At 45.2% G+C, this 21,081-nt stretch carries 16 protein-coding genes; 4 read left to right on the top strand and 12 right to left on the bottom strand.

The annotated features are described in order from the left end of the window. Positions 1 to 44 precede the first annotated feature (44 nt). Positions 45 to 2,747, bottom strand: a complete 2,703-nt coding sequence (locus J2Z34_RS00430) for a glycoside hydrolase family 3 protein (RefSeq protein WP_209457865.1) — start codon at positions 2,745 to 2,747, stop codon at positions 45 to 47. A 308-nt stretch (positions 2,748 to 3,055) separates the two neighbouring features. Between J2Z34_RS00430 and thrC the strand changes: the two genes are divergently transcribed. Beyond that, positions 3,056 to 4,537, top strand: coding sequence for a threonine synthase (gene thrC / locus J2Z34_RS00425; RefSeq protein WP_209457864.1), 1,482 nt, complete (start codon positions 3,056 to 3,058; stop codon positions 4,535 to 4,537). Positions 4,538 to 4,671: 134 nt separating this feature from the next. Here thrC and J2Z34_RS00420 read toward each other — a convergent pair whose 3' ends face one another. The 7 genes from J2Z34_RS00420 to J2Z34_RS00390 all read right to left on the bottom strand — a co-directional run bounded on the left by J2Z34_RS00420 (position 4,672) and on the right by J2Z34_RS00390 (position 12,901). Beyond that, positions 4,672 to 5,121: a phosphate-starvation-inducible PsiE family protein gene (locus tag J2Z34_RS00420; RefSeq protein WP_209457863.1), complete on the bottom strand. Its 450-nt coding sequence runs from the start codon at positions 5,119 to 5,121 to the stop codon at positions 4,672 to 4,674. A gap of 289 nt (positions 5,122 to 5,410) precedes the next feature. Further along, entirely contained in the window at positions 5,411 to 6,367 is a 957-nt protein-coding gene (locus J2Z34_RS00415; protein ID WP_209457862.1) for an ABC transporter permease, read from the bottom strand. Continuing rightward, a complete protein-coding gene (locus J2Z34_RS00410) occupies positions 6,367 to 7,461 on the bottom strand; it encodes an ABC transporter permease (RefSeq protein ID WP_209457861.1) in 1,095 nt (364 codons plus the stop codon). Before J2Z34_RS00410 ends, J2Z34_RS00415 begins: the two co-directional genes overlap by 1 nt. Continuing rightward, entirely contained in the window at positions 7,454 to 8,989 is a 1,536-nt protein-coding gene (locus J2Z34_RS00405) for an ABC transporter ATP-binding protein (RefSeq protein ID WP_209457860.1), read from the bottom strand. Before J2Z34_RS00405 ends, J2Z34_RS00410 begins: the two co-directional genes overlap by 8 nt. A gap of 137 nt (positions 8,990 to 9,126) precedes the next feature. Then, positions 9,127 to 10,305 carry a BMP family ABC transporter substrate-binding protein gene (locus J2Z34_RS00400; protein ID WP_209457859.1) on the bottom strand — a complete coding sequence of 393 codons (1,179 nt, stop codon included), beginning with the start codon at positions 10,303 to 10,305 and terminating at the stop codon, positions 9,127 to 9,129. Positions 10,306 to 10,766: 461 nt separating this feature from the next. Beyond that, on the bottom strand, positions 10,767 to 11,312 hold the full coding sequence (locus J2Z34_RS00395; RefSeq protein WP_209457858.1) for an NADH peroxidase: 546 nt from the start codon (positions 11,310 to 11,312) through the stop codon (positions 10,767 to 10,769). A 170-nt stretch (positions 11,313 to 11,482) separates the two neighbouring features. Beyond that, complete coding sequence (locus J2Z34_RS00390; protein ID WP_209457857.1) at positions 11,483 to 12,901, bottom strand: sodium:solute symporter family protein; 1,419 nt, start codon at positions 12,899 to 12,901, stop codon at positions 11,483 to 11,485. A 483-nt stretch (positions 12,902 to 13,384) separates the two neighbouring features. Between J2Z34_RS00390 and J2Z34_RS00385 the strand changes: the two genes are divergently transcribed. Both J2Z34_RS00385 and rpiB read left to right on the top strand, forming a co-directional pair. Next, positions 13,385 to 13,837, top strand: a complete 453-nt coding sequence (locus J2Z34_RS00385) for an MOSC domain-containing protein (RefSeq protein WP_209457856.1) — start codon at positions 13,385 to 13,387, stop codon at positions 13,835 to 13,837. Next, positions 13,834 to 14,283: a ribose 5-phosphate isomerase B gene (rpiB, locus tag J2Z34_RS00380; RefSeq protein WP_209457855.1), complete on the top strand. Its 450-nt coding sequence runs from the start codon at positions 13,834 to 13,836 to the stop codon at positions 14,281 to 14,283. The genes J2Z34_RS00385 and rpiB overlap by 4 nt, the downstream gene beginning before the upstream one ends. A 54-nt stretch (positions 14,284 to 14,337) precedes the next feature. On the opposite strand, the gene J2Z34_RS00375 is transcribed toward rpiB, so the two are convergent. Beyond that, positions 14,338 to 16,089, bottom strand: coding sequence for a flavocytochrome c (locus J2Z34_RS00375; RefSeq protein ID WP_245250446.1), 1,752 nt, complete (start codon positions 16,087 to 16,089; stop codon positions 14,338 to 14,340). A 202-nt stretch (positions 16,090 to 16,291) separates the two neighbouring features. Between J2Z34_RS00375 and J2Z34_RS00370 the strand changes: the two genes are divergently transcribed. Then, complete coding sequence (locus J2Z34_RS00370) at positions 16,292 to 17,494, top strand: DNA polymerase IV (protein ID WP_280922286.1); 1,203 nt, start codon at positions 16,292 to 16,294, stop codon at positions 17,492 to 17,494. 82 nt (positions 17,495 to 17,576) lie between these two features. Here J2Z34_RS00370 and arcC read toward each other — a convergent pair whose 3' ends face one another. The 3 genes from arcC to J2Z34_RS00355 all read right to left on the bottom strand — a co-directional run bounded on the left by arcC (position 17,577) and on the right by J2Z34_RS00355 (position 21,077). Further along, entirely contained in the window at positions 17,577 to 18,521 is a 945-nt protein-coding gene (arcC, locus tag J2Z34_RS00365; RefSeq protein ID WP_209457853.1) for a carbamate kinase, read from the bottom strand. Between the two features lie 22 nt (positions 18,522 to 18,543). Then, entirely contained in the window at positions 18,544 to 19,761 is a 1,218-nt protein-coding gene (locus J2Z34_RS00360) for a dicarboxylate/amino acid:cation symporter (RefSeq protein WP_209457852.1), read from the bottom strand. Positions 19,762 to 19,823: 62 nt separating this feature from the next. Then, the gene (locus J2Z34_RS00355; protein WP_209457851.1) at positions 19,824 to 21,077 is read right to left on the bottom strand and encodes a dicarboxylate/amino acid:cation symporter; all 1,254 of its coding nucleotides are present in this window, start codon (positions 21,075 to 21,077) and stop codon (positions 19,824 to 19,826) included. Between the last annotated feature and the right edge of the window lie 4 nt (positions 21,078 to 21,081).

The raw sequence follows: 21,081 nt of genomic DNA, 5'->3' as shown, positions 1-21,081 counted from the left end.
CCTATTGGGTGGCAGTCCCTGTCCTTAGAAATTTTTCTGATGTTCTACTTCTGAGCCTTCCAGGTATTGGAGACTGCATACAGCATATGCTTGCTTGACTCATATAGATTCTTTATGACGCTGATCTTTATTGCAGGATCTTCAGTTGCTTTCAGCATAACTTCATTGTGTCCGTTCTTGCCTGTCCAAGCACCCATGACATCAAGCGACAGGTTTCCGCCTGCATTGAGCATAGCAATCGGATTCATATGAGGGTAAATATTAGCATCGGTTATTACAAGTCCCTTGAAGCCCCATTCGTTCCTAAGAACTCCTGTGAGAAGGTTTGAGTTTCCACCTGCCCATGAGTATCCTATGAAGTTGAACGATGACATTGCTCCGAGAGTTCCGCCTTCCTTGACTGCCATTTCAAAAGGCTTAAGATAAATCTCCCTTATGGCCTGCTCATTGCTCCATGAGAACATAAAGTTCCTTACATTCGATTCACGTTCATTAAGCGCGAAATGCTTTATGAATGTGATCATACCCTGGTCCCTTGCTCCCTTGACAACATTCGCGGCTATCTTTCCTGCCAGAAGTCCGTCTTCAGAGTAGTATTCGAAGTTTCTGCCATTAAATGGACTCCTATGTGTATTCATTGCAGGTGCGTACCAGCCGCTGTATCCATTTGCCTTACCCTCGTTTCCAACGCTTGTCCCCATGAGGTTCGCTATATCAACGTTCCAGGTTGATGCAATTACTACTGGAGTTGGATATGTTACTCCCTTTCCGTCAGCACCCATTATTGCACCCGAGTAAACGCTCGCTCCAATTGTTGTTGTTCCGTCAGGTGTAAGGGTACGAGGCACTCCAAGCCTGTCAAGGCCTGCTATCTGCCAGGTTCCAGTCCCTGCAAGTACGCTCATTTCCTTAAGTGTAAGCTGTGATACGAATTCATCCCATTTCGGGTCGTCATATTCAAGTCCTACCATCTCGGAGAAATCTATCTGCTTAGCCAGCGTCTTTCCATATTCAGGAAGGTCAGAAGCTTTAAGCCCAAGCTCAGCATCAGTCGGTACTGTGTATTTCATTGCAGCCAAGATCTTATCAGTTGCAGTGTAATCAGCAGCCTTAGGTCCTGTGAAGGCCCTGCTTGCAGGATCCCATGCCCTTGTCAGGTAATCTCCTGTTCCAATCGCATCATCAAACAGGTTTGTTGCTGCCACAAGGTCTGTAGAACGCTTCCCGTCATTTGCTTCATTGTATATTATCTCATCGCTCAGTGTAAATATTTCAGAATCCAGCTCCACATGGGCATTTTCCCTGAGCATTATTGAGTAGTCGCCCTTCTCAAGCATATAGCTCTTGTTTACCTTGTAGTCATAGGAAGCCATATCTTCGATCGGGAATGTGATCGAATAGTATTCAGTAGCTCCCGGTGCTATGACGTTTGTCTTCTTGAAGTCAACCAGGTTCACAGTAGCCTTTTCAATTGCTCCTGTATATGGAGGATTGTAGTAAATCTGCACGACATCCTTGCCAGCGACAGTTCCTGTGTTCTTAACAGAAACCCTTACGGTAAGCTTGCCGTCCTCTTCGTTTATCGCCATGATTTCCTTCTCGAACTTCGAGAAGCTTAAGCCATGTCCAAACGGGAACATTACTGCATCATCATATTTGAAAGTGCTGTCTGTCATTGACCTTGTCTCGAAATACCTGTAGCCTACGTAGATGCCTTCACTGTAATTCGTGAAGAATCCATTGTTTTCAGGTGCGTTGGTATAATGATAGCTGTTCTTGTTCCAGCTGCCGTCTGCTTCTCTTTCAAGATAATTGTTTGAGGTCGGGTTCGCAAGGTTGTCCTTGAGCCAAGTGTCTGCCAGCCTTCCTGAAGGATTTACAGTTCCATTCAGTATTCCTGAAAGTGAGTCGATTCCTGACTGTCCTGGATATCCAATCCAGACTATGCTCTTTATTGAAGGATAGTCCTTGACGAAATCAAGCTCCATTGCATTTGCAGAGTTGACGACAAGTACCACCTTGTCAAACTTCTTTGCAACCGCATCTACCATGGCTTCCTCATCAGGCAGAAGCTGAAGCTGCTCAACTGTGAAGTCGAAGACCTCTCCGCCACCACGTCCGATTACGATCACTGCAGTATCGGAGAATTCCTTAGCCTTGTCAAGTATCGTCTTGCCATCGCTGTAGAGTGTCGTAGCTGTATAAGCACTTACAGGCACTTCAGGGACAGTTATGTTGCTCGGCTTTTCGATGAATTCAGAAGCGCTGCTGTTCACAGGTGCTACTGTCTCTTCTATGGATATTTTTCCATTCTTGTAGTAGTTGTAGTAAAGATAAAGAAGGTCTTCATTCACATTGAAGTTACCCTTTGGTCCAGCTAGGGAATCCTCAAGCTTCGTTGCAGACTCAACGTTAGATGCGGAGGATCCTCCTGCATTGTACACGAGCTGGACACCTCTCATACCGAATACATTAATGTTCATCTTGCTGTCAGCTGAAGTCTTCAGCGGAAGCAGATTGTCATTGTTCTGCATGAGCACGAAGCCTTCGTCCGAAATAGCCCTTGTCGTATCCGCTGCAGATGTGAATGACGCTTTCTGTTCAACTGTATCAGGCTTGAATTTCGCTATAAGCCAGTATCCGGATTTTGTTATCACGAATCCATATACCAGGATTGCCGCAAGTATTATTGCTGTCACACCAATAACTACGGGCAATTTTTTTCTTTTCTTTGCAGTTTCTGCCATTGATCTTTTCCCCTCTTCTTCATATGATTTCCTCATATGTTTTTTTCAACTATAGCACGTTCAAAAACCATATTTAACAGTTTTGCACAGACTGTCATTTTGCGCGCATAAACTGTAACGGGTTTCTGTAAACCATTAATCGCATGCTCCCGAATCCAATATACCCCTGGCTTCAGGAATATCAGGTAAAATGAGCACACAGAGAGCTTTCAAGGTTGACTAACTCCATGGAAAGGGTATTATTATAACAAGCAGATTTATCGAAGCTTGATTAACTTCAAAATTGTCAAAGAAACAGGAGAGAAATTATGAATTTCAAAAGCACCAGAGATAATAGCAATATCGTGACACCTTCAATGGCTATCCTTCAGGGATTGGCTGCAGACGGTGGCCTGTTCGTCCCGGTCTCATTCCCGAAGCTTCAAAAAAACCTTGATTCACTTGGTAAAATGAGTTATCAGGAGCTGGCATATGAGATAATGTCTGCATACCTTGATGATTTCAGTTCCGATGACCTGTGGGCCTGCATTAATGGAGCATACGACGAAAAGTTCGATGATCCAGGAATGGCACCTGTAGTAAAGGTTGGAGAAGTTGACCACATGGAGCTTTTCCATGGCTCTACAATAGCCTTCAAGGACATGGCTCTCTCCATACTCCCATATCTAATGAAGACTTCAGCCGTCATGAACAAGAGCGACAAGGACATAGTGATCCTTACAGCTACATCCGGCGATACCGGAAAAGCGGCAATGGCAGGCTTCGCAGACGTTCCGGGAACCAGCATAATCGTATTCTACCCTAAAAACGGTGTAAGCTCGATACAGGAACGCCAGATGGTTACTCAAAAGGGTGAAAACACACACGTTGTTGCCATAGAGGGCAATTTTGACAGCGCCCAGACCAAGGTCAAGGAGCTATTCAATGATATAGATCTCAGGAAGGAAATGGATGACAGGGGCTTCCAGTTTTCAAGCGCAAATTCCATGAACATCGGAAGGCTTCTTCCACAGGTAGTCTATTATGCATGGGCATACCTCAGGGAAGTTGAAAGAGGAAAGGTCGCATACGGTGAAGCCATCAACTTCTGCGTACCTACAGGGAATTTCGGCGATATACTAGCTGGATACTATGCAAAGATGATGGGAGTGCCTATTGGTAAGCTCATCTGCGCATCCAATGACAACAAGGTGCTTTATGACTTCTTTGAGACCGGTACATATGACAGGAACAGAGAATTCGTACTTACAATATCCCCTTCAATGGACATACTCATATCAAGCAACTTTGAAAGGATGCTCTATCACGCAGCCTCAAACAATACTGAAGAGCTCCTTAAGCTCATGAGAAGCCTGGAGACCTCCGGAACCTATACAGTTACTCCTGAGGTCATGGTGAATTTCAAGGATTATGCTGCAGAATATGCCACAGAAGAAGAAACCATGGACCAGATAAGGAAGGTTTTCGAAAAGACCGGATATTGCATGGATCCTCACACTGCAGTAGCATCAAGAAGCTACGAAAAGTATGTGGAAAAGACCGGTGACAGGGCACCATGCGTCATAGTTTCCACAGCGAGCCCGTACAAGTTCCCTGAAGCTGTGCTCAAGGCGCTTGGCAGGCTGCCGGAAGACATTACAGATGACGCTCTGATTAATCAGCTTAACGCTGTCTCTAAAGTAGCTATTCCCAAGGCCATACATGACCTCAAGGATGCACCTGTAAGGCATGATTTGGTTATTCCAGTGGCTGGAATGAAGGATACAGTCAGGAAGATCATCCTTTCTTAACAAAACCTGTCAATATTAAGCCTAATAAATGATATGCTCCCCAAATTGCAGCTTAGTCTGCGATTTGGGGAGCATTTTACTTTGAAGATAACTATAGCTGTCTCAAAAGTTCAAATCTGTTGTTTTATTCCAGATTATTTTTCCGATTCTTCCAGTACACTATCATGAGTATGTCCGGTAACAGGGGACTCCTTGAGGATGTACGTCTTTATCGCAAAGAGCAGACCTATCGTCACTACGCCGATAAGAAGCTCGTAGGCCTCAGTGTTGTATATGAGCATCTTCCTTGCTATTGCCAGTGTCATGACATCAACCACGTTGTTTGGCTTGTGCCTTATAAGCATTATAGCAAGCTCAAGGGCGATTATAAGGAGCAGAAGGTACGAGAGATAATGCTGGAAACTGCTGTAATTGATAAGCTCCTTGAGCTGCGTGATATCCCTGAACATGGAAACCACGAAGAAGAATGAGTTGATCACTACTGCCATAACCAGGAGCCCAGAAATGAACAGCTCTATGCTGCTTATTGCTGTGGAAACCCGGTTTGACATCTTCTCATAGAATTTCGACTTTTTGCTGTACATCAATTATCCACCTTTCATTAGTTCCATAGCTGCCAAACAGATTTATCTGCTACCCAATTGCATTGATTTACAGCTTTTTATGAGTATAACAGAGCCCATGACTCATGTAAATATTTACATGAAAATTGCAAAATAATTATCAAACTGTCAATTTCAATTTTCATGACAGCTTTAGCTGCCATTGCCAGGTATTGTGAAAAAAGGACTTGAGCTGATCCAAATCCTTTGCTCAAATCCTATAATGAAATTTGCTAATCTAATCAAGCTTCTTTCTCGTCGAACACTTAAATTATCTTTCTTCTCTGAAGTAATTTGATCCGCAGCTTGCTGGCTGAGAATTTTCCTTCTCTTTGCGTATTGAAGTCATTACAAGCACTAATGCAGTTATTATGAAGGGCAGCATGTCAAAGAATGCATTGGGAACTGAAATGATATCCTTCGGAAGGTAATATTTCAGGATGTTGAAGGCTCCGAAAATGAATGAACCGAATATTGCCCTGTTTGGGCTCCATGCTGCAAATATGACGAGTGCCACTGCTATCCATCCAAGTCCGTTGACACTGTTGTTCATCCATACTCCGCCATTTATTACCATTGAACAGTAGGCTCCACCGATTCCGCAGATGCCTCCTCCAAGAAGTACGTTGAGGTACTTAAGCTTCGTGACCTTTATTCCGGCTGCATCTGCAGCTCCCGGATTCTCGCCTACCGCCCTAAGGTTAAGTCCGAGCTTGGTCTGGTTGAGGTAAATTCCGCAAATCACCGCAATGACTATGCCGAGATATACGAAAGGGTTGTAGGAGAAAAGCAGCTTTCCTACTACCGGAATCGAGCTGAGTCCTGGAATATCAAGGTTAGCAAGCTGCAGCGTGATATTTTCAGGAAGCTTCATGGAGGTAGTTTTAGTGCTTGTCAGCATATATTCTCCAATGAAGTTCGAAATGCCTACTCCGAAAATTGTCAGAGTCAGACCAGTCACGTTCTGGTTTGCCATGAAGGTGATGGTTAGAACTGCATATATCAGCGCTCCTGCCAAGCCTGCTGCGAAGGCTGCTGCAATTGCAATTGCAAGGCTGTCCGTCAGGAAGCCTGCCATGAACCCTGCACAGGCTCCCATTGCCATCATTCCTTCCACACCAAGGTTAAGATGGCCTGATTTTTCATTCATGATTTCGCCTAAGGTACCGAATAGGAGTGGCGTACCGGCAAATACTGCAGCTGTAAGGAAATTAAGGAACATATTCATTATCTGCCACCTCCTTTTCCACGGAATATGAATTTATAGCGTATGAAGAACTCGCATCCAAGTACAAAGAAGAGTATGATGCCCTGCAGTACGTCAGCCGAGTAAGCCGAAAGGCCATAGGTAGACTGCATTACGCTTGAGCCCTTCTCCAAAACACTGAACAGGAACGATATGACCAGTATGCTGACAGGATTGAGGTCTGCAAGCCATGCGATTATGATTGCTGTGAATCCTACTCCTCCTGCGACAGATGCAGCAAGAGTCATGTCTGAACCTGATGACTGTACCATGCCTGTAATGCCGGCTATTCCACCAGAGAGCAGCATGGTCCTCAGAATTATCCTCTGTACGTTCATGCCTGCATACTTGGCTGTAGCATGGCTTTCGCCGACAACGCTGATCTCATAGCCCTGCTTGGTGTATTTGAGGTATATTAACACAATAACGACAAGGATAAGTCCGATTATCCAGCCTATCTGCACCCCAAAAACCTTGTTCAGCTGTGCATTGGAAACGAATCTGGCGATTTTGGGGAATCCCGATGATTCAGGGTCCTTCCATGGACCATCCCTTAAGAATGATATCGTATGGAGAGCTATGTAGTTTAGCATAAGTGTAAACAGCGTCTCATTCGTATTGAATTTCGCCTTGAAGAAAGCAGGTATAAGTCCCCAGAGGCCTCCGCCAAGAAAGCCCGCAAGAAACATGACTGCAAGCAGCAGAAGATGCGGCCAGTCATTGTGGAAAAGCGCAAAGTAGGATGAGAATATTGCACCCATGATAATCTGACCCTCAGCTCCTACATTCCAGAACCTCATCTTGAATGCGAGAGTGACTCCGAGGGAGGCCATCAGCAGTGGTATCATGATCTTGATAGTCGCCTGTATTGCCATTTCACTTCGGAAAGCGCCTGAAATTATTGTAGAGTATAGCTTTATCGGGTTGAACCCTATGAACATCAGGAACAGGCCGCCTGCAACAAGGGCAAGCACCAGCGCAAGTATCCTGAGCTTGAAAATCCCGCTTTTTGATCTCTCAACCCTTTTTACGGTCCTTACGAACGGCTCACTGGCTTTCAATGTCCTTTCACTCATCTGAATCCACTCCTTCCAGGCTGCGCCCCGTCATCATAAGTCCAAGCTCTTCCTTGGTTGTGGTTTTGGCATCCACTATGCCCTTAAGCTCACCATGGCAAAGAACCATGATCCTGTCAGAAAGTTCGAGCAGTACGTCAAGGTCCTCGCCTACGAAAAGCACTGCTACACCCTTCTCCTTCTGCTCATTAAGCAGGTCGTATATTAGGTATGAGGAGTTTATGTCGAGACCCCTTACAGGATATGCAGTTATAAGCACATTCGGCTTAGATTCAATCTCTCTTCCAAGGAGCACCTTCTGCACATTTCCTCCGGACATCCTTCTTACTGGCATATCAACATTGGGTGTAACTATGCAAAGCTTCTCGATCAGCTCTTCAGCAAGCTTTCTGGCTGGTTTCTTGTCAACAAAGGGTCCGGGATTTTTCTTGTAGGACTTCAGCATCATGTTCTCAACCATGCCCATTGATCCGACAAGACCCATTCCAAGACGGTCCTCCGGAACAAAGCTCATACTTATGCCAAGGTCTATGATCTCATCGGGACTCATACCGATTATATTCTTCTTGTTATATAGGACAGCCCCTTCCTTGATATCCACAAGACCTGCTATAGACTCACAAAGCTCCTTCTGGCCGCTTCCCGCTATACCTGCAACACCCAGTATCTCGCCGCTCCTTAAGCTGAAGCTCACATTATTGAGCCCCAGGTTGCCGTGTTCATTTTCTACAGACAAGTCCAGAACCTTCAGGATAGGCTTCCGGTCCTCTGTCTCCGGTCTGTTGATTTCAAGGCTTACCGGTCTTCCAACCATAAGCTCTGTAAGCTGCTTCTCATTGGTCTCTGCGGTCATGACTGTAGCCACATGGTGGCCTTTTCTAAGAATTGCCACTCTGTCGCTTATTGCCATTACCTCATTAAGCTTGTGAGTTATTATGATTATGGCGCTTCCCTGTTCCTTCATCCTTCTGAGGATCGTAAAAAGCTTTTCGGTTTCCTGAGGAGTTAGTACAGCAGTTGGCTCGTCCAGTATCAGGATTTCAGCTCCGCGATAAAGAACCTTCATAATCTCAACTGTCTGCTTTTCACTTACAGACATATTGTATACCTTGTTCTCAGGATCTATCTCAAGTCCGAACCTTTCGCTGATAGCCACTATCTTATCCTTCAGGACCTTCCGCTTCAGGTGCTTCTCCTTCGTTCCAATCACAATATTATCCATGGCGCTGAATACCTCAACCAGCTTGAAGTGCTGGTGTATCATGCCGATGCCCAGCTCTATCGCATCTGTTGGAGAGCTGATGGTTACCTCTTTCCCGGCAACTGAAATCGAGCCCTTGTCAGGATAGTAAATCCCTGACAGCATATTCATGAGGGTTGTCTTTCCAGAACCGTTCTCACCGAGAAGTGCCAGTATCTCGCCGCACTTGACGGTAAGGTTGATGTCGCTGTTTGCGACAACACTGCCGAAGGTCTTGGTTATTCCCTTAAGTTCGATTGCATAATTAGTTTCGCTTGTTTTTGTCATACTTTCTCCCATCTTTCTGACCCCTGGCATATATAGCCAGTCCTGTAATTTGACGATGAAAAGAATTATGGGGCAGACCATCTCATTTCGTATCCGAAAACCAGAGAGATGACCCACCCCTTACTTTGCCTGCTTCGTTATTTCAATGTAACGGTCTTGAAGTACCAGTTGATCTTTCCGGTTATAGTTCCATCATCAAGAGTCTTTCCAGCTTCTCCGACAGTCTTTCCATCATTAGTCTCTATAACACCGTCAAATACGTTAAATGTACCGTCAAGTATTGTTGCCCTTGCCTTTTCAACAGCTTCCTTAGTTCCCGGTGCAACTATGCTCTCATTAAGAGGGGAAATGTCGACCATTCCTTCCTTCATTCCGCCATAGTAGTTCTCACCTTCCCAGGTTCCATCGATAAGCTTCTCTACAGCCCATGTGTAGTATGCTCCCCAGTTCCAGACAGCAGATGTAAGTGTAGCCTTCGGCGCATCCTTGGACATGTCTGAATTGTAGCCAATTCCGAATGCTCCGGCCTTTTCAGCTTCAAGCTGTGGGTTTGGAGTATCAACATGCTGTGCAATGACATCGCAGCCTTCAGCAAGAAGGGCCTTCGCTGCATTTGTCTCCTCGCTTGGCGAGTACCAGCTGTTAGTTACCTTAACGTATACCTTGGCATCAGGATTCACTGAGTATACACCCATCGCGAATGCGTTGATTCCACCAGTAACCTCTGAGTTATCCTGTCCCATCGCTGCAACAAATCCGATCAGGTTCGACTCAGTCTTCATTCCGGCAACTATGCCTGAAAGATATCTTGCCTGGTAGATCCTGCCGAAATAGTTGTTCATGTTAGTTCCGTTGCTCTTGTAGCCTGTTCCATGTGAGAAGATAATCTCAGGATACTCTTTTGCAAGAGCTTCCATTGTATCCATATATCCCCAGCTTGTAGCGAAAATCACGTTGGCGCCCTCTTCAATGCACTCACGTACTGCAGTTTCCGTAGCTGTAGGGTCGGTGTCATTTACGTTGTTCTTCCTTATAATCTGATTGTCTGCAAGTCCCAGTTCCTTCTGCATTGCAACTATTCCCTGGTCATGTGCGTAGGTATAGCCTGAGCCGTCTGCAGGGTTACCGATATGTATGACTCCTACCTTGATGTCCCCCTTGGCGATTGCTTTGAACTTGCCTCCAGTTGTAGCGGATGGCGCTGTTGTAGGCGCAGCGGTTGCGCTTGGTGTTGTCGGGGTGGTCTTGGTTCCGCAGGCAGCGGTGAATGAAAGTACAAGTGCCAGTGTTGAAATCATGCTGATTATCTTTTTCATGTTTCCCTCCTAATAAGTTAAGATACCGTCAGTACAAATGCCTGAAAAAAGTGCAGATACATATTTAACTTCGATTGTGTTTCAATAGCGCTCCCCGTGCACCACCTGCAATTTCAATATGACCCTGACTTTATTTTATGCGAATGATAAAGCCCGTGCAAGTCTTTTTGTTCGTAATCTTTACAATTTATCCATTTATTTTATGTAATCGTTTAGATGTACTTTTTCTAATCATTTTGCCATCTAAATATGCCAAAGTCCTCATTTTTCCGTACGCTGATTATTCCTATTCTTAACAATGTTCGTAGTTTAAGAAATTGAAGAATTAGCCTTTTCCCTGCAATCCTGAACCAGTTTTCGCACATAAGAAAAATCCCAACTGCCAGAAGTATCAGGCCATTATGATAGTCCCCTAATGCAGTGAGGACATGGCATCCAAGCCATGTCCTCGTTTGTATCTTCTATTTTGTAAAATGCCTGTCGAGCAGACCCTTGAAGGCCTTGCCATGCCTTGCCTCATCCTTGCACATCTCATGTACAGTGTCATGGATTGCATCAAGATTAAGCTGCTTTGCAAGTGTTGCGAGATCCTTTTTGCCCTGGCATGCTCCATGCTCAGCGTCTACCCTTACCTGGAGGTTCTTCCTGGTATCTGCAGCCACCACTTCTCCTAGAAGCTCTGCAAACTTTGCAGCATGCTCTGCTTCTTCAAATGCTATCCTCTTATACGCTTCAGCTATCTCAGGGAATCCTTCCCTGTCTGCCTGTCTGGACATCGCAAGGTACATTCCCACTTCTGTGCACTCGCCCATGAAGTTAGCCCTGAGTCCTTCTACTATCCTCTCATCAACTCCCTGTGCAACTCCAATCACGTGCTCGTCAGCAAATGACAGATCTCCTGACTGCTCGATGAACTTGCCTGCGGGTGCCTTGCATATCGGACACTGTTCTGGAGGCATGTCACCTTCGTGAATATAGCCACATATGGTACATACAAATTTCTTCATTCTTTTCTCCCCTTATTCATTTAGTTGATATTATTTATTATTTAATAATTATTATAATTTGTAAATAGACCAAGAGAAAATTTCTGTGTTTTGTCTGCAAAATATTATACCGGGACAGCAATTTCGCCATCCCGGTATGGTATTTGTTTTGAGGATTACTTTTTTATTCCCTATTCAAGGAATGCTGAAGGTGCTGAAGGCTTGCCCATCTTAAGTTCTATGTTAGTTACGAGGAAGAATGTAACTACACCACAGAAGCTTCCGAATACTATTGGAAGTATCTTGAATGGTCCTCCGAGCAGCTGCCATGATACTACCGCTATAGATCCTACTACTATCGATACTATACCTGAATTCTTGGTCGCCTTAGGCACTACCATTCCCAGAGCATATGCCGCGAAAGGTCCTGCAGTCCTGAGTGCGAATGCAAACAGGTTCAGGGTTATCAGGTTTATCTTGAATAGTGCTATTCCCATAGACACCATACAAATCACCGCATTGCTGAGTCTTGTTATTGTAATCAGCCTTCTGTCTTCAACATCTGGATTGAAGTAGCGCTGATAGATGTCCTTTACGAGTATTGTCGAAGCACAAAGCAGGTTCGAATCGGCGCTTGAAGTCGTTGCTGCGACTATCGCAGCTGAAACAAGGCCTGTTACGAAGCTCGGTGCATAGTTCGTTGTCGCATACATGAGCGCTGATGTTCCCTTGCCTCCATCGAGGCCAGGATTTTCTGCAAGAGCTATCAGTCCGATCAGTGTTGGAATGAAGGCAAGCATTGCCATCATTACCGCTGAAAGCACAGCTGCCTTCTGGGCAGTCTTCTCATCCTGTGCGGATGCGAAACGGCTTACCATCTCAGGTCCTGACAGGAATGTGCAGAAGTAATTGAATATGAGTCCGAGTATTGTCGGAAGTCCTATCTTGAAGAAATTCAGCTCTACAGGTGGAAGCATACTGGATACAGCTTCCCATCCGCCTGCTCCTTCAATAATGAAAGGAAGAGCTATGAGAAGTCCGAAGAATATGATGAAGAACTGTACTACGTCTGCAAGCGCATCCGCGAACATTCCACCAAGGCTTGTGTAAGCAATTATTATGATTCCGCTAATAAGTATCGCTACATTGAGAGGTATGCCAGTTATGGCGCTTATGACCGTAGCTGCAGCAAGTATCTGTGAAGATGTCAGGAAAAACAGTGAAAGTACATTCAAAATAGCTGTAAAGGTTCCTGCTGCATCACCGAATCTTCGGTTAACAACCTCTGGGATCGTGACTGCCATTGTCTTCCTTATCTTTGGAGCAAAGAATGCAAGAGGTATCATCGCTATTGCAGCAGCCAGGACGTACCATGCTGCGCTCATTCCCCATCCGGCAAAAGCCTTTGCAGCAACTCCGGTCGTGCTTCCTCCGCCGATGTTGTTAGCTGAAAGAGAGCTCGCTATCATAAGCACTCCCATTCTTCTTCCGGCAAGCATATAGTCTGTGCTGGTCTTAATGAAGAACTTATTGGTAAGGTAACCGATGGAGAACATCATGGTCATGTAGACAACCAGTATGATGACAGGTAAAATATGGACTTGACCCATTTTTAACACTCCTAATCCGATATTTTTTTAATCCAACTCTAATTAGACAAATAAATGCCCTTGGTTTTGTCCAAGTCAGGTAAGCCCCGTAAACGTTTTCTTTACAGACGCTTTTTCCCATGACTTTGATCGTGCGGGATATGTGTATAAGTTCTTAAGACAGGGTCGCATATGCTTTCCTAAGTACGATTCAAATTATACTTTAGCTATTTTCACATGTCAACGTTATCACGTTAATCAATTAACTAAGTTAAACGTTTACAGGTGCGTTTTAGTGTAATATTCTCATTATTTTTCTGGATATCTAAATTATTTTTAGGATTCAGCAATCAAACACGCAAATATTTCCTTCTTTGATTTTAGTTAGTCTTAAAAATATTTAGTAAATACCTGCCAAAATCTCAATTTATGAAATGCTATTGTGCACCTTTACCATAATGATGATATACTCAAGAAAAATGGAGCTAAGGAGGCATGCACAAAGTGGAGCTGGTAGAATTAAGGATAAAGAGGGTGCGAGGCATTCCTGCAGAAGCCGCAGATGAAGCTGTATTAGTTGAAGGCTTCGGAATTGAAGGTGATGTATTCGGAGGAAAGGCAGAAAGAGAAATCAGCCTGTTCGACGAATCTTCAAGGCTGTACCGGTATGAAGAAAGAAAGGATGGCTTCTGCACCGTAAGGTTTGCCGAAAATCTCCTTACAAGAGGTATTGATTACCCCTCGACATCATGTGGAACAAGACTGGCGATCGGTGACGCAATAATTGAAATAACGAAGTCTGGAAAGGAATGTCATCCCGAATGCCCGGTTTTCAAAAGGGAAGGGAACTGCGGAATGCATCTTCATGGTGCTTACAGCAAGGTGATAAGAGGTGGAACAGTTCATCCTGGCGACCAGATTAAGGTGATACCTGATATGGGGGATGAAAAAGCATGAAAATTGCACTCGGAAACGACCATGCCGGACTCTCGCTGAAGGAAACCATCCTGAAGCTCCTATCAAGGCTTGGAATAGAGGTAATTGACTACGGTACAAACGGTCCGGCCCACTGCTACTCAGCACCGATAGCCGAGAAGGTCGCAAATTCTGTAACAAAAGGCGAAACAGACCGGGGAATACTTATTTGTGGAACAGGAGTCGGAATGTCGATTGCCGCAAACAAGTTCAAGGGTATAAGATGCGTAGTCTGTTCAGATCCATATACCGCAAAAATGTCAAGAAGCCACAACAATACGAATGTTCTTGCCCTTGGCGGCAGGGTGCTTGGCACTGAGCTGGCAGCGCTGATCGCGGAGACCTGGCTCACCGCTGAATTTGAAGGCGGAAAGCGTCAGTACACATATGACCTTGTCACAGAAATCGAGAACCGTAATTTCAAATGAAATGGACCGGCTAAAGCGATGAGATAACCTCACGTCTTAAGCCGGTCCAATTGATTATTTCATTTCTTCTGCAGCTATCTTTCCTGCGATTTTACCAAATACTATTATGTCCGTTACGGCATTGCCGCCTATCCTGTTTGCTCCATGAACTCCTCCGACAACCTCACCAGCAGCATACAGTCCGGCAATTGCCTTTCCATCTGTGCCTATTACATGAGTTGTTGTATCGATCTTAAGTCCGCCCATAGTGTGGTGGATTCCAGGTGTTACCTTAAGTGCAAAGTATGGTCCCGCTTCGAGAGACTTTGTCAGGTGAGTTCTGTTGAACTCTGCATCCTTTCCTGATTTGACAGCCTCAGCGTATGTAGCCATGGTCTTCACAAGGACATCCGCATCCATTCCAAGCTCCTTTGCAAGGTCAGCAAGGGTTGCAGCCTCAACAGCGTATCCCTTCTTGACATATCCTGCAAGTGAAGCATTCTCCGCTCTCATCTCTTCATTTGTTATTAGGTATGCGATTCCATCAGTCTGCTTGAGTATGTTAGCAGATACAACATCCCTTGTGAGAAGCTCATCTGTGAATCTCTTTCCCTCAGCATTTATAAGTATGGCACCATCGCCCCTGAGTCCTTCAGTGAACATGTAGCCTGTTCCAGGATCAGTAGTAGGATGTATCTGAATCTCACCGATATCGGTAAGGTCAGCTCCAACCGCCTGAGCCATGACGATTCCATCTCCTGTTGCTCCCTTGTGATTGGTTGTGGAGAATCCAACAAGGTCAGGCCTGAAGCCCTCTACCATTTCACTGTTGGCTCCGAATCCGCCTGTAGCTATGATTACTGCCTTTGCCTCGATCTTGAAAGGATTTCCATTTTCATCCTTTGCTTCGATACCAACTGCCGCTCCATCCTTGGTAATGATCTTTGTAGCCTCGGTATTGAGCATTATCTCTACCTTTAGTGCTTCAAGCTTCGCTGAGAGAACCTTGACTACAACCGGTCCTACTGCTGAACCGTCAACAGGTGTGTGGATTCTCGGATTAGTAGCTCCTCCTGAGAGGGTTACCCTCTTGAGGTCTCCTCCGAGCTCGTTTATCCAGTCAACTGCAGTCGCAGCATTGTCTACCATTGTCTGAAGAAGCGCAGGATCGTTCTTTTCCTTTCCGCCCTTCATTGTGTCGTTGTAGAAGGTTTCCTTCGTGTCTGTGATTCCCGCTGCAGCCTGTATTGAAGTTTCAGCCGCATTCATTCCGCCAGTTGCCCTTGTAGTGTTTCCGCCTACAATCGGCATTTTCTCTACTATTATTACCTTCTTGCCTGCAGTTGCAGCTTCAACTGCTGCTGACATTCCGGCTCCGCCTGCTCCGATTATGACTATATCGGTAGAAAGGTCTTCCTGCTTCGCTACAGTAGCGGTAGAAGTCGCCTTCTTGAGTGCATCTATATCAGCACCGGCCTTTTCAAGTGCCGCAGTAATGGCAGCAATCATTGCAGTACTGGAAACCGTAGCTCCGCTTACTGTATCGACTGCAAGATTCTGACCGCTCATGATGTTTTCAATAACAACCTTCGCAGCACCTGAACCTATACCTTCGGTCTCATTTGGTGCATCTATCACAATTTCAGTTATTTTGTCTGCTGTAACAGTAACCTTCGCCTTAACATCTCCGCCATGGCCCTTTGCAGTGCCTTCGTATGTTCCAGGATTGAACTTGCCTTCAGCTTTCTTGGTTCCGCATGCTGCAGTTCCAGCTACCATAGTAACCAATGCCAGGCAAACCAATATTGTCTTGAGCATTCTTTTCATTGATTTTTTTCCCTCCAAATAACAAATACCATTCGCAACGTTAATATATTAACAAAAGCTTTGATCAAGTTCAACAGTTTAAAATTATTTTTTCACACTTGAATCGTTATCATAAAAATAAATTTTAGATTTTCCATATTTTGAAAATTCTTAGAAGATGATAGAATCCAAGAGAAGATAAAGATTTCGAGGAGGGATGGAATTGGCACCTGAAAGTAAAGTGATTTTCCTTGTAGACATGAACGCCTTTTTCGTCACCTGCGAGATGACCAGAAACGAAAACCTCAAAGGGAAGCCTTCAGCTGTTGCCGGAGATCCGAAGAAGAGAACCGGCATAATCCTTGCAGCCAACTATGATGCAAGAGCTTGCGGAGTAAAGACTGCAATGCCTCTTAGCCAGGCCCTGAGGCTTTGCCCTGACCTCGTTGTTGTTCCTCCAGACCACAGGTTCTACAGCGAAATGTCAGACAAGGTCATGGAAATTCTCTCACATTACTCACCTGCAGTGGAGCAGAACAGCATAGATGAAGCTTGGCTGGACATGACCGGAATGGAAGTGCACTTTGGTGATCCAATCCACGCTGCAGGCCTCATCATGAATGATATCAGGGAAACCCTTGGATTATGGTGTTCCATTGGGATAGCAGAAAATAAGTTCCTGTCAAAAATGGCTTCCGAGCTCAAGAAGCCCCTCGGAATAACAAGGCTCCAGGGCAACGACTATAAGTCACGGCTTTGGCCTCTTCCTGTAAGGGAAATGTACGGCATCGGAAAAAAGACTGAAGAGCAGCTTTTAGAGATTGGTATCAGGACCATTGGAGACCTTGCCTCAGCAGATGAAGCAGCTCTCTTAAGGAAATTCGGAAAAGCCGGCAGGGCTATGCATGACCATGCAAACGGCATTGACTGTGATCCTGTAACTCCCAGGCATCATGAGGATATGAAGTCAATCGGTAAGTCGGTAACCCTATCAGAGGACATCACTGATATCGATAAGGCAAAACAAATTCTGATGCGGCTCTCTGATGAAATATCTGCAACAGCAAGAAAAAACGGCAAAAGCGGGCATACAGTCCAAATCACAATAAAATACAGCAACTTCACTACCATTACAAGGCAGATGACGGTACCCTCCACTGACATTTCCAAGAGGATCTTCGCCTTTGGCTGCGAATTGCTTGAAAAAAATTGGGATATTCGAAAACCAGTCCGTCTGCTTGGCATCAGCCTGTCTGGATTTGAAGTCCAGTCTGAAATCCAGCTGGACCTTTTCTCGACGCTTGCTGATGAATCATTTCCAGCTGACGACAAAGAGGAAAAGATCCAGAAGGCTATAGATGACATACGGGACAAATTCGGAAAAGACAAAGTATCCTGGGGAACCCTTCTCAAAAAGCATAAATGAACTGACAGGAAGGACCTGTGGTCATCACCACAGGTCCTTCCAATACTTCAAATATTACTTCATTATTGTCAGCATGCACCAGCTAAACTGCTGCCTCATAGACTATGGTCCCATTTCCTTCTGCAATGGCATGTGCTGAGTTTTCAAGTGAAGTTATCACTGCCTCCCTGCCAAGCCTGTTCCTGACAAAGCTTATTGCAGCCAGCACCTTCGGAAGCATGGAGCCTTTGGCGAAATGACCTTCATTCACATATTTCTCAAGGTCTGTCCTAGATACCCTCTGAAGCTTCTCCATATCAGGCTTATTGAAGTTTATGGCAACATTGTCAACAGCTGTCAGTACCATAAGTACGTTTGCGTCAAGCATCTCAGCCAGAAGATTCGAGGTCGCATCCTTGTCTATGACCGCATCAACCCCTTTGTAGCCACTGCCTTCTGTGATTACAGGAATGCCACCGCCGCCACACGCAATTACAACCATGCCTTCATTAGAAAGCTTCCTGATAGCTTCAATCTCAACGATGTCAATCGGAAGCGGCGAAGGCACGACCCTTCTGTAGCCTCTGCCTGAATCCTCCACGAAGACATATCCCTTCGCTTCTGAGATCCTTTCAGCTTCATTTAAAGATACGAATTCTCCTATTGGCTTGGATGGATTCAAAAATGCCGGATCCTGAGGATCCACAACCACCTGGGTTATGACCGTCGCTACCTGTTTTTCTATGCCTCTTCTCTTGAATTCATTTATCAGTGCATTCTGGATATGATATCCTATGTATCCTCCGCTTAGTGCAGAGCACTCTGCGAAAGGCATTTCTGTTCCTATGACCCCTTCAGAATATGAGTGGTTCAGCCCCTTATGTATCATCCCGACCTGCGGCCCGTTCCCATGGGTTATCACAAGGTCATTCCCAGTTTCTACCAGGTTCGCAATCGAAACCGCAGCCTCTGATACCTGAGCCAGCTGTTCACTTACGCTGTTTCCGAGTGCGTTGCCCCCCAGAGCAACAACTATCCTCTTTCCCAAAAAATTAGCCTCCCATATGATTTTATGTGTTTCTGTCAAATATATCCCTGTCAAATTCCTTCTCACTTACTGCAATGAAGAATGTGCATAACACGTCATCAACGACATTTAGGAAGGTCCTGGCAATACCCGCAAACCAGTCCACTCCGGCTATAAGTGCTATTCCTTCAAGCGGCAGTCCGGTCATGTTAAGTGCTATCGACACTGCAACCAATGCTCCTCCTGGGACCAGAAGGTTACCAAGAGTGGACAGCGTCGAAACTGCGACCAGTACTATCTGCTGCTGAAGATTAAGCTCTATACCGTAAAATTGCGCGATCATAAGGCACGATATTGCTATAGTCACCGCAAGGCCGTCACTGTTCAAGGACATTGCAAGAGAATTTACAAGCCTTGATATCCTCGGACTAATACCTAGCTTCTTCTCACAGTCCTCCATTTGTACAGGAAGTGAAATTGCTGAAGATGTTGTCGCTATTGACACGATTATCGTATTCTTAAGCTTATAAAGTACCTTTATCGGATTTACCCTCGCATACGCCGATACGATGCCCAGATTGAAAACAAGCACTGCAAGGCAGGTGATGAAAGTCGCTGCAAGGAACTTCACAAGCGGAACGATGACCCCTATGCCAATCGTTCCGGTAATGCTGCCCAGAAGGGCAAAAACCCCAATCGGTGCAAACCTCATTACTATTTTTATTATTTCCATTATCACCTTTCCGAAATCCACTACGAGAGCATATACCCTTTTTGAACCCTCGCTATGTCTTGTAAGTGATATGGCCAGTCCGAAGAAAATTGAAAACACGATAACCTGAACCATGTTTCCCTCAACCATTGACTGCATGACGTTCTTAGGGAAGAATTCTGTAATCAGCTGAGGTATGCTGATACTGAATATCTGCCCCTCATATTTGCCTGGAAGTACTCCGGTGATGCCGACACCAGGCTTTATTATGTTTACCATGAAAACGCCCATCACCGCACTGATAACTGTAGTCACGACAAACAGCACAAGCGCCTTGATTCCGATCTTGCCAAGGTCCGCGGGCTCGATTGAGCCCACGGATTCAATTATGGCTGACATTACTAGCAAAACCACTGACATCTGGATGAGCCTCAGGAATATTGTTCCGAGGAAGCTCACATTGCCCATGCCTTCGCCAAATATCATGCCAGCAAGTATACCAAGCGCAGATGCTATCAATATCTGTATGCTGAAACTGATTTTTTTCAATACCACACCTCCCGGACAAATCCTGGATTAGTGCCGTCATACCCTCAGCACTTTATCCTTTGTCAGGCTGCAGTCTCTGCTTTCGGAGACTCGTCTGAGTTGAAAATGTCCCTGTCCAGTTCATTTTCGCTTATGGCGACGATTACCGCAATAAGAACATCATCAACCACGTTGAGAAGTGTCCTGATTATACCTGCGAACCAGTCTACCCCAGCCATTATCGCAACACCTTCAAGAGGAAGGCCTGTCATAGAGAATCCTATTGCCATGGTTACGAGGGCACCGCCAGGTACTGCAAGATTGGCAAATGTGGCAAGTGTGGACATGACGCCAATCATTATGTAGTTTGTGAAGTTCATTTCGATTCCGAAGAACTGGGCAACAGTTATGCATGCCACTGCAACGGTTATAGCCAGTCCATGGCTGTTAAGGTTCATTCCAAGAGGATTTACCAGTCTTGAAACCCTTCTGCTTACACCAATCCTGAGTTCTGAATCCTCCATCTGCACCGGAAGTGAAACTGCTGATGAAGTGGTGGTTATCGCTACTATTATCGTATTGTTGAGTTTCTTTATAAGCCTTAACGGATTGAGCCTTCCGTATGCCGATACGATTCCTACCATGAGAAGGAGAACTGCAATGCATCCGACAGTAAGGGCGATAAGGAATTTTCCGAGAGCCATGAGCATGTTTATTCCTGAGGTTCCTGTAAGCGCAGCTACCAGGGCGAATATTCCTATAGGAGCAAAATTCATGACTATCTTTACTATCTGCATTATTATGACGTTGAAATCCTTGACGAATCCGAACACTGCCTGGGCGCTTGAATTTCCCTTAAGCATAGACAGTGCAAGGCCAAGGAAAATTGAAAATACTATTATCTGAAGTATGCTTCCTGTTGCCATCGACTCTACAATATTCTTCGGGAAGAAGTTTACAAGAAGGTTAAGCGGGTTGCCTTCAGGAAGAGTACCCGTGAATGCTGCACCTTCAACTCCGGTAACTCCAACACCCGGTCTGATGATTAATGAAAGTATGACTCCTACGAATGAAGCGAAGAGAGTGGAGGCTACAAATAGTGCGATTGTCTTTCCACCGAGCTTGCCGATATCATGCATGTCTAGGCTTCCTATAGCTTCTGTTATGGCTCCCATGACAAGGAAGACGACCGACATCTGCATGAGCCTAAGGAAAATGTCACCCAGGAACTTGATGTTCCCCATGGTCTTTCCGAAGAGCAGTCCGCATATTATTCCCAGAGCCGAGGCAATTATCATCCATGTGCTTAGCTTGATCTTACCCTTTGACTTTGTCATTTCT

Source organism: Youngiibacter multivorans (assembly GCF_017873395.1).
Taxonomy (GTDB): domain Bacteria; phylum Bacillota; class Clostridia; order Clostridiales; family Clostridiaceae; genus Youngiibacter; species Youngiibacter multivorans.
The sequence above is the reverse complement of the archived record's forward strand: the minus strand, read 5'-3'. Positions and strand labels throughout refer to the sequence as shown.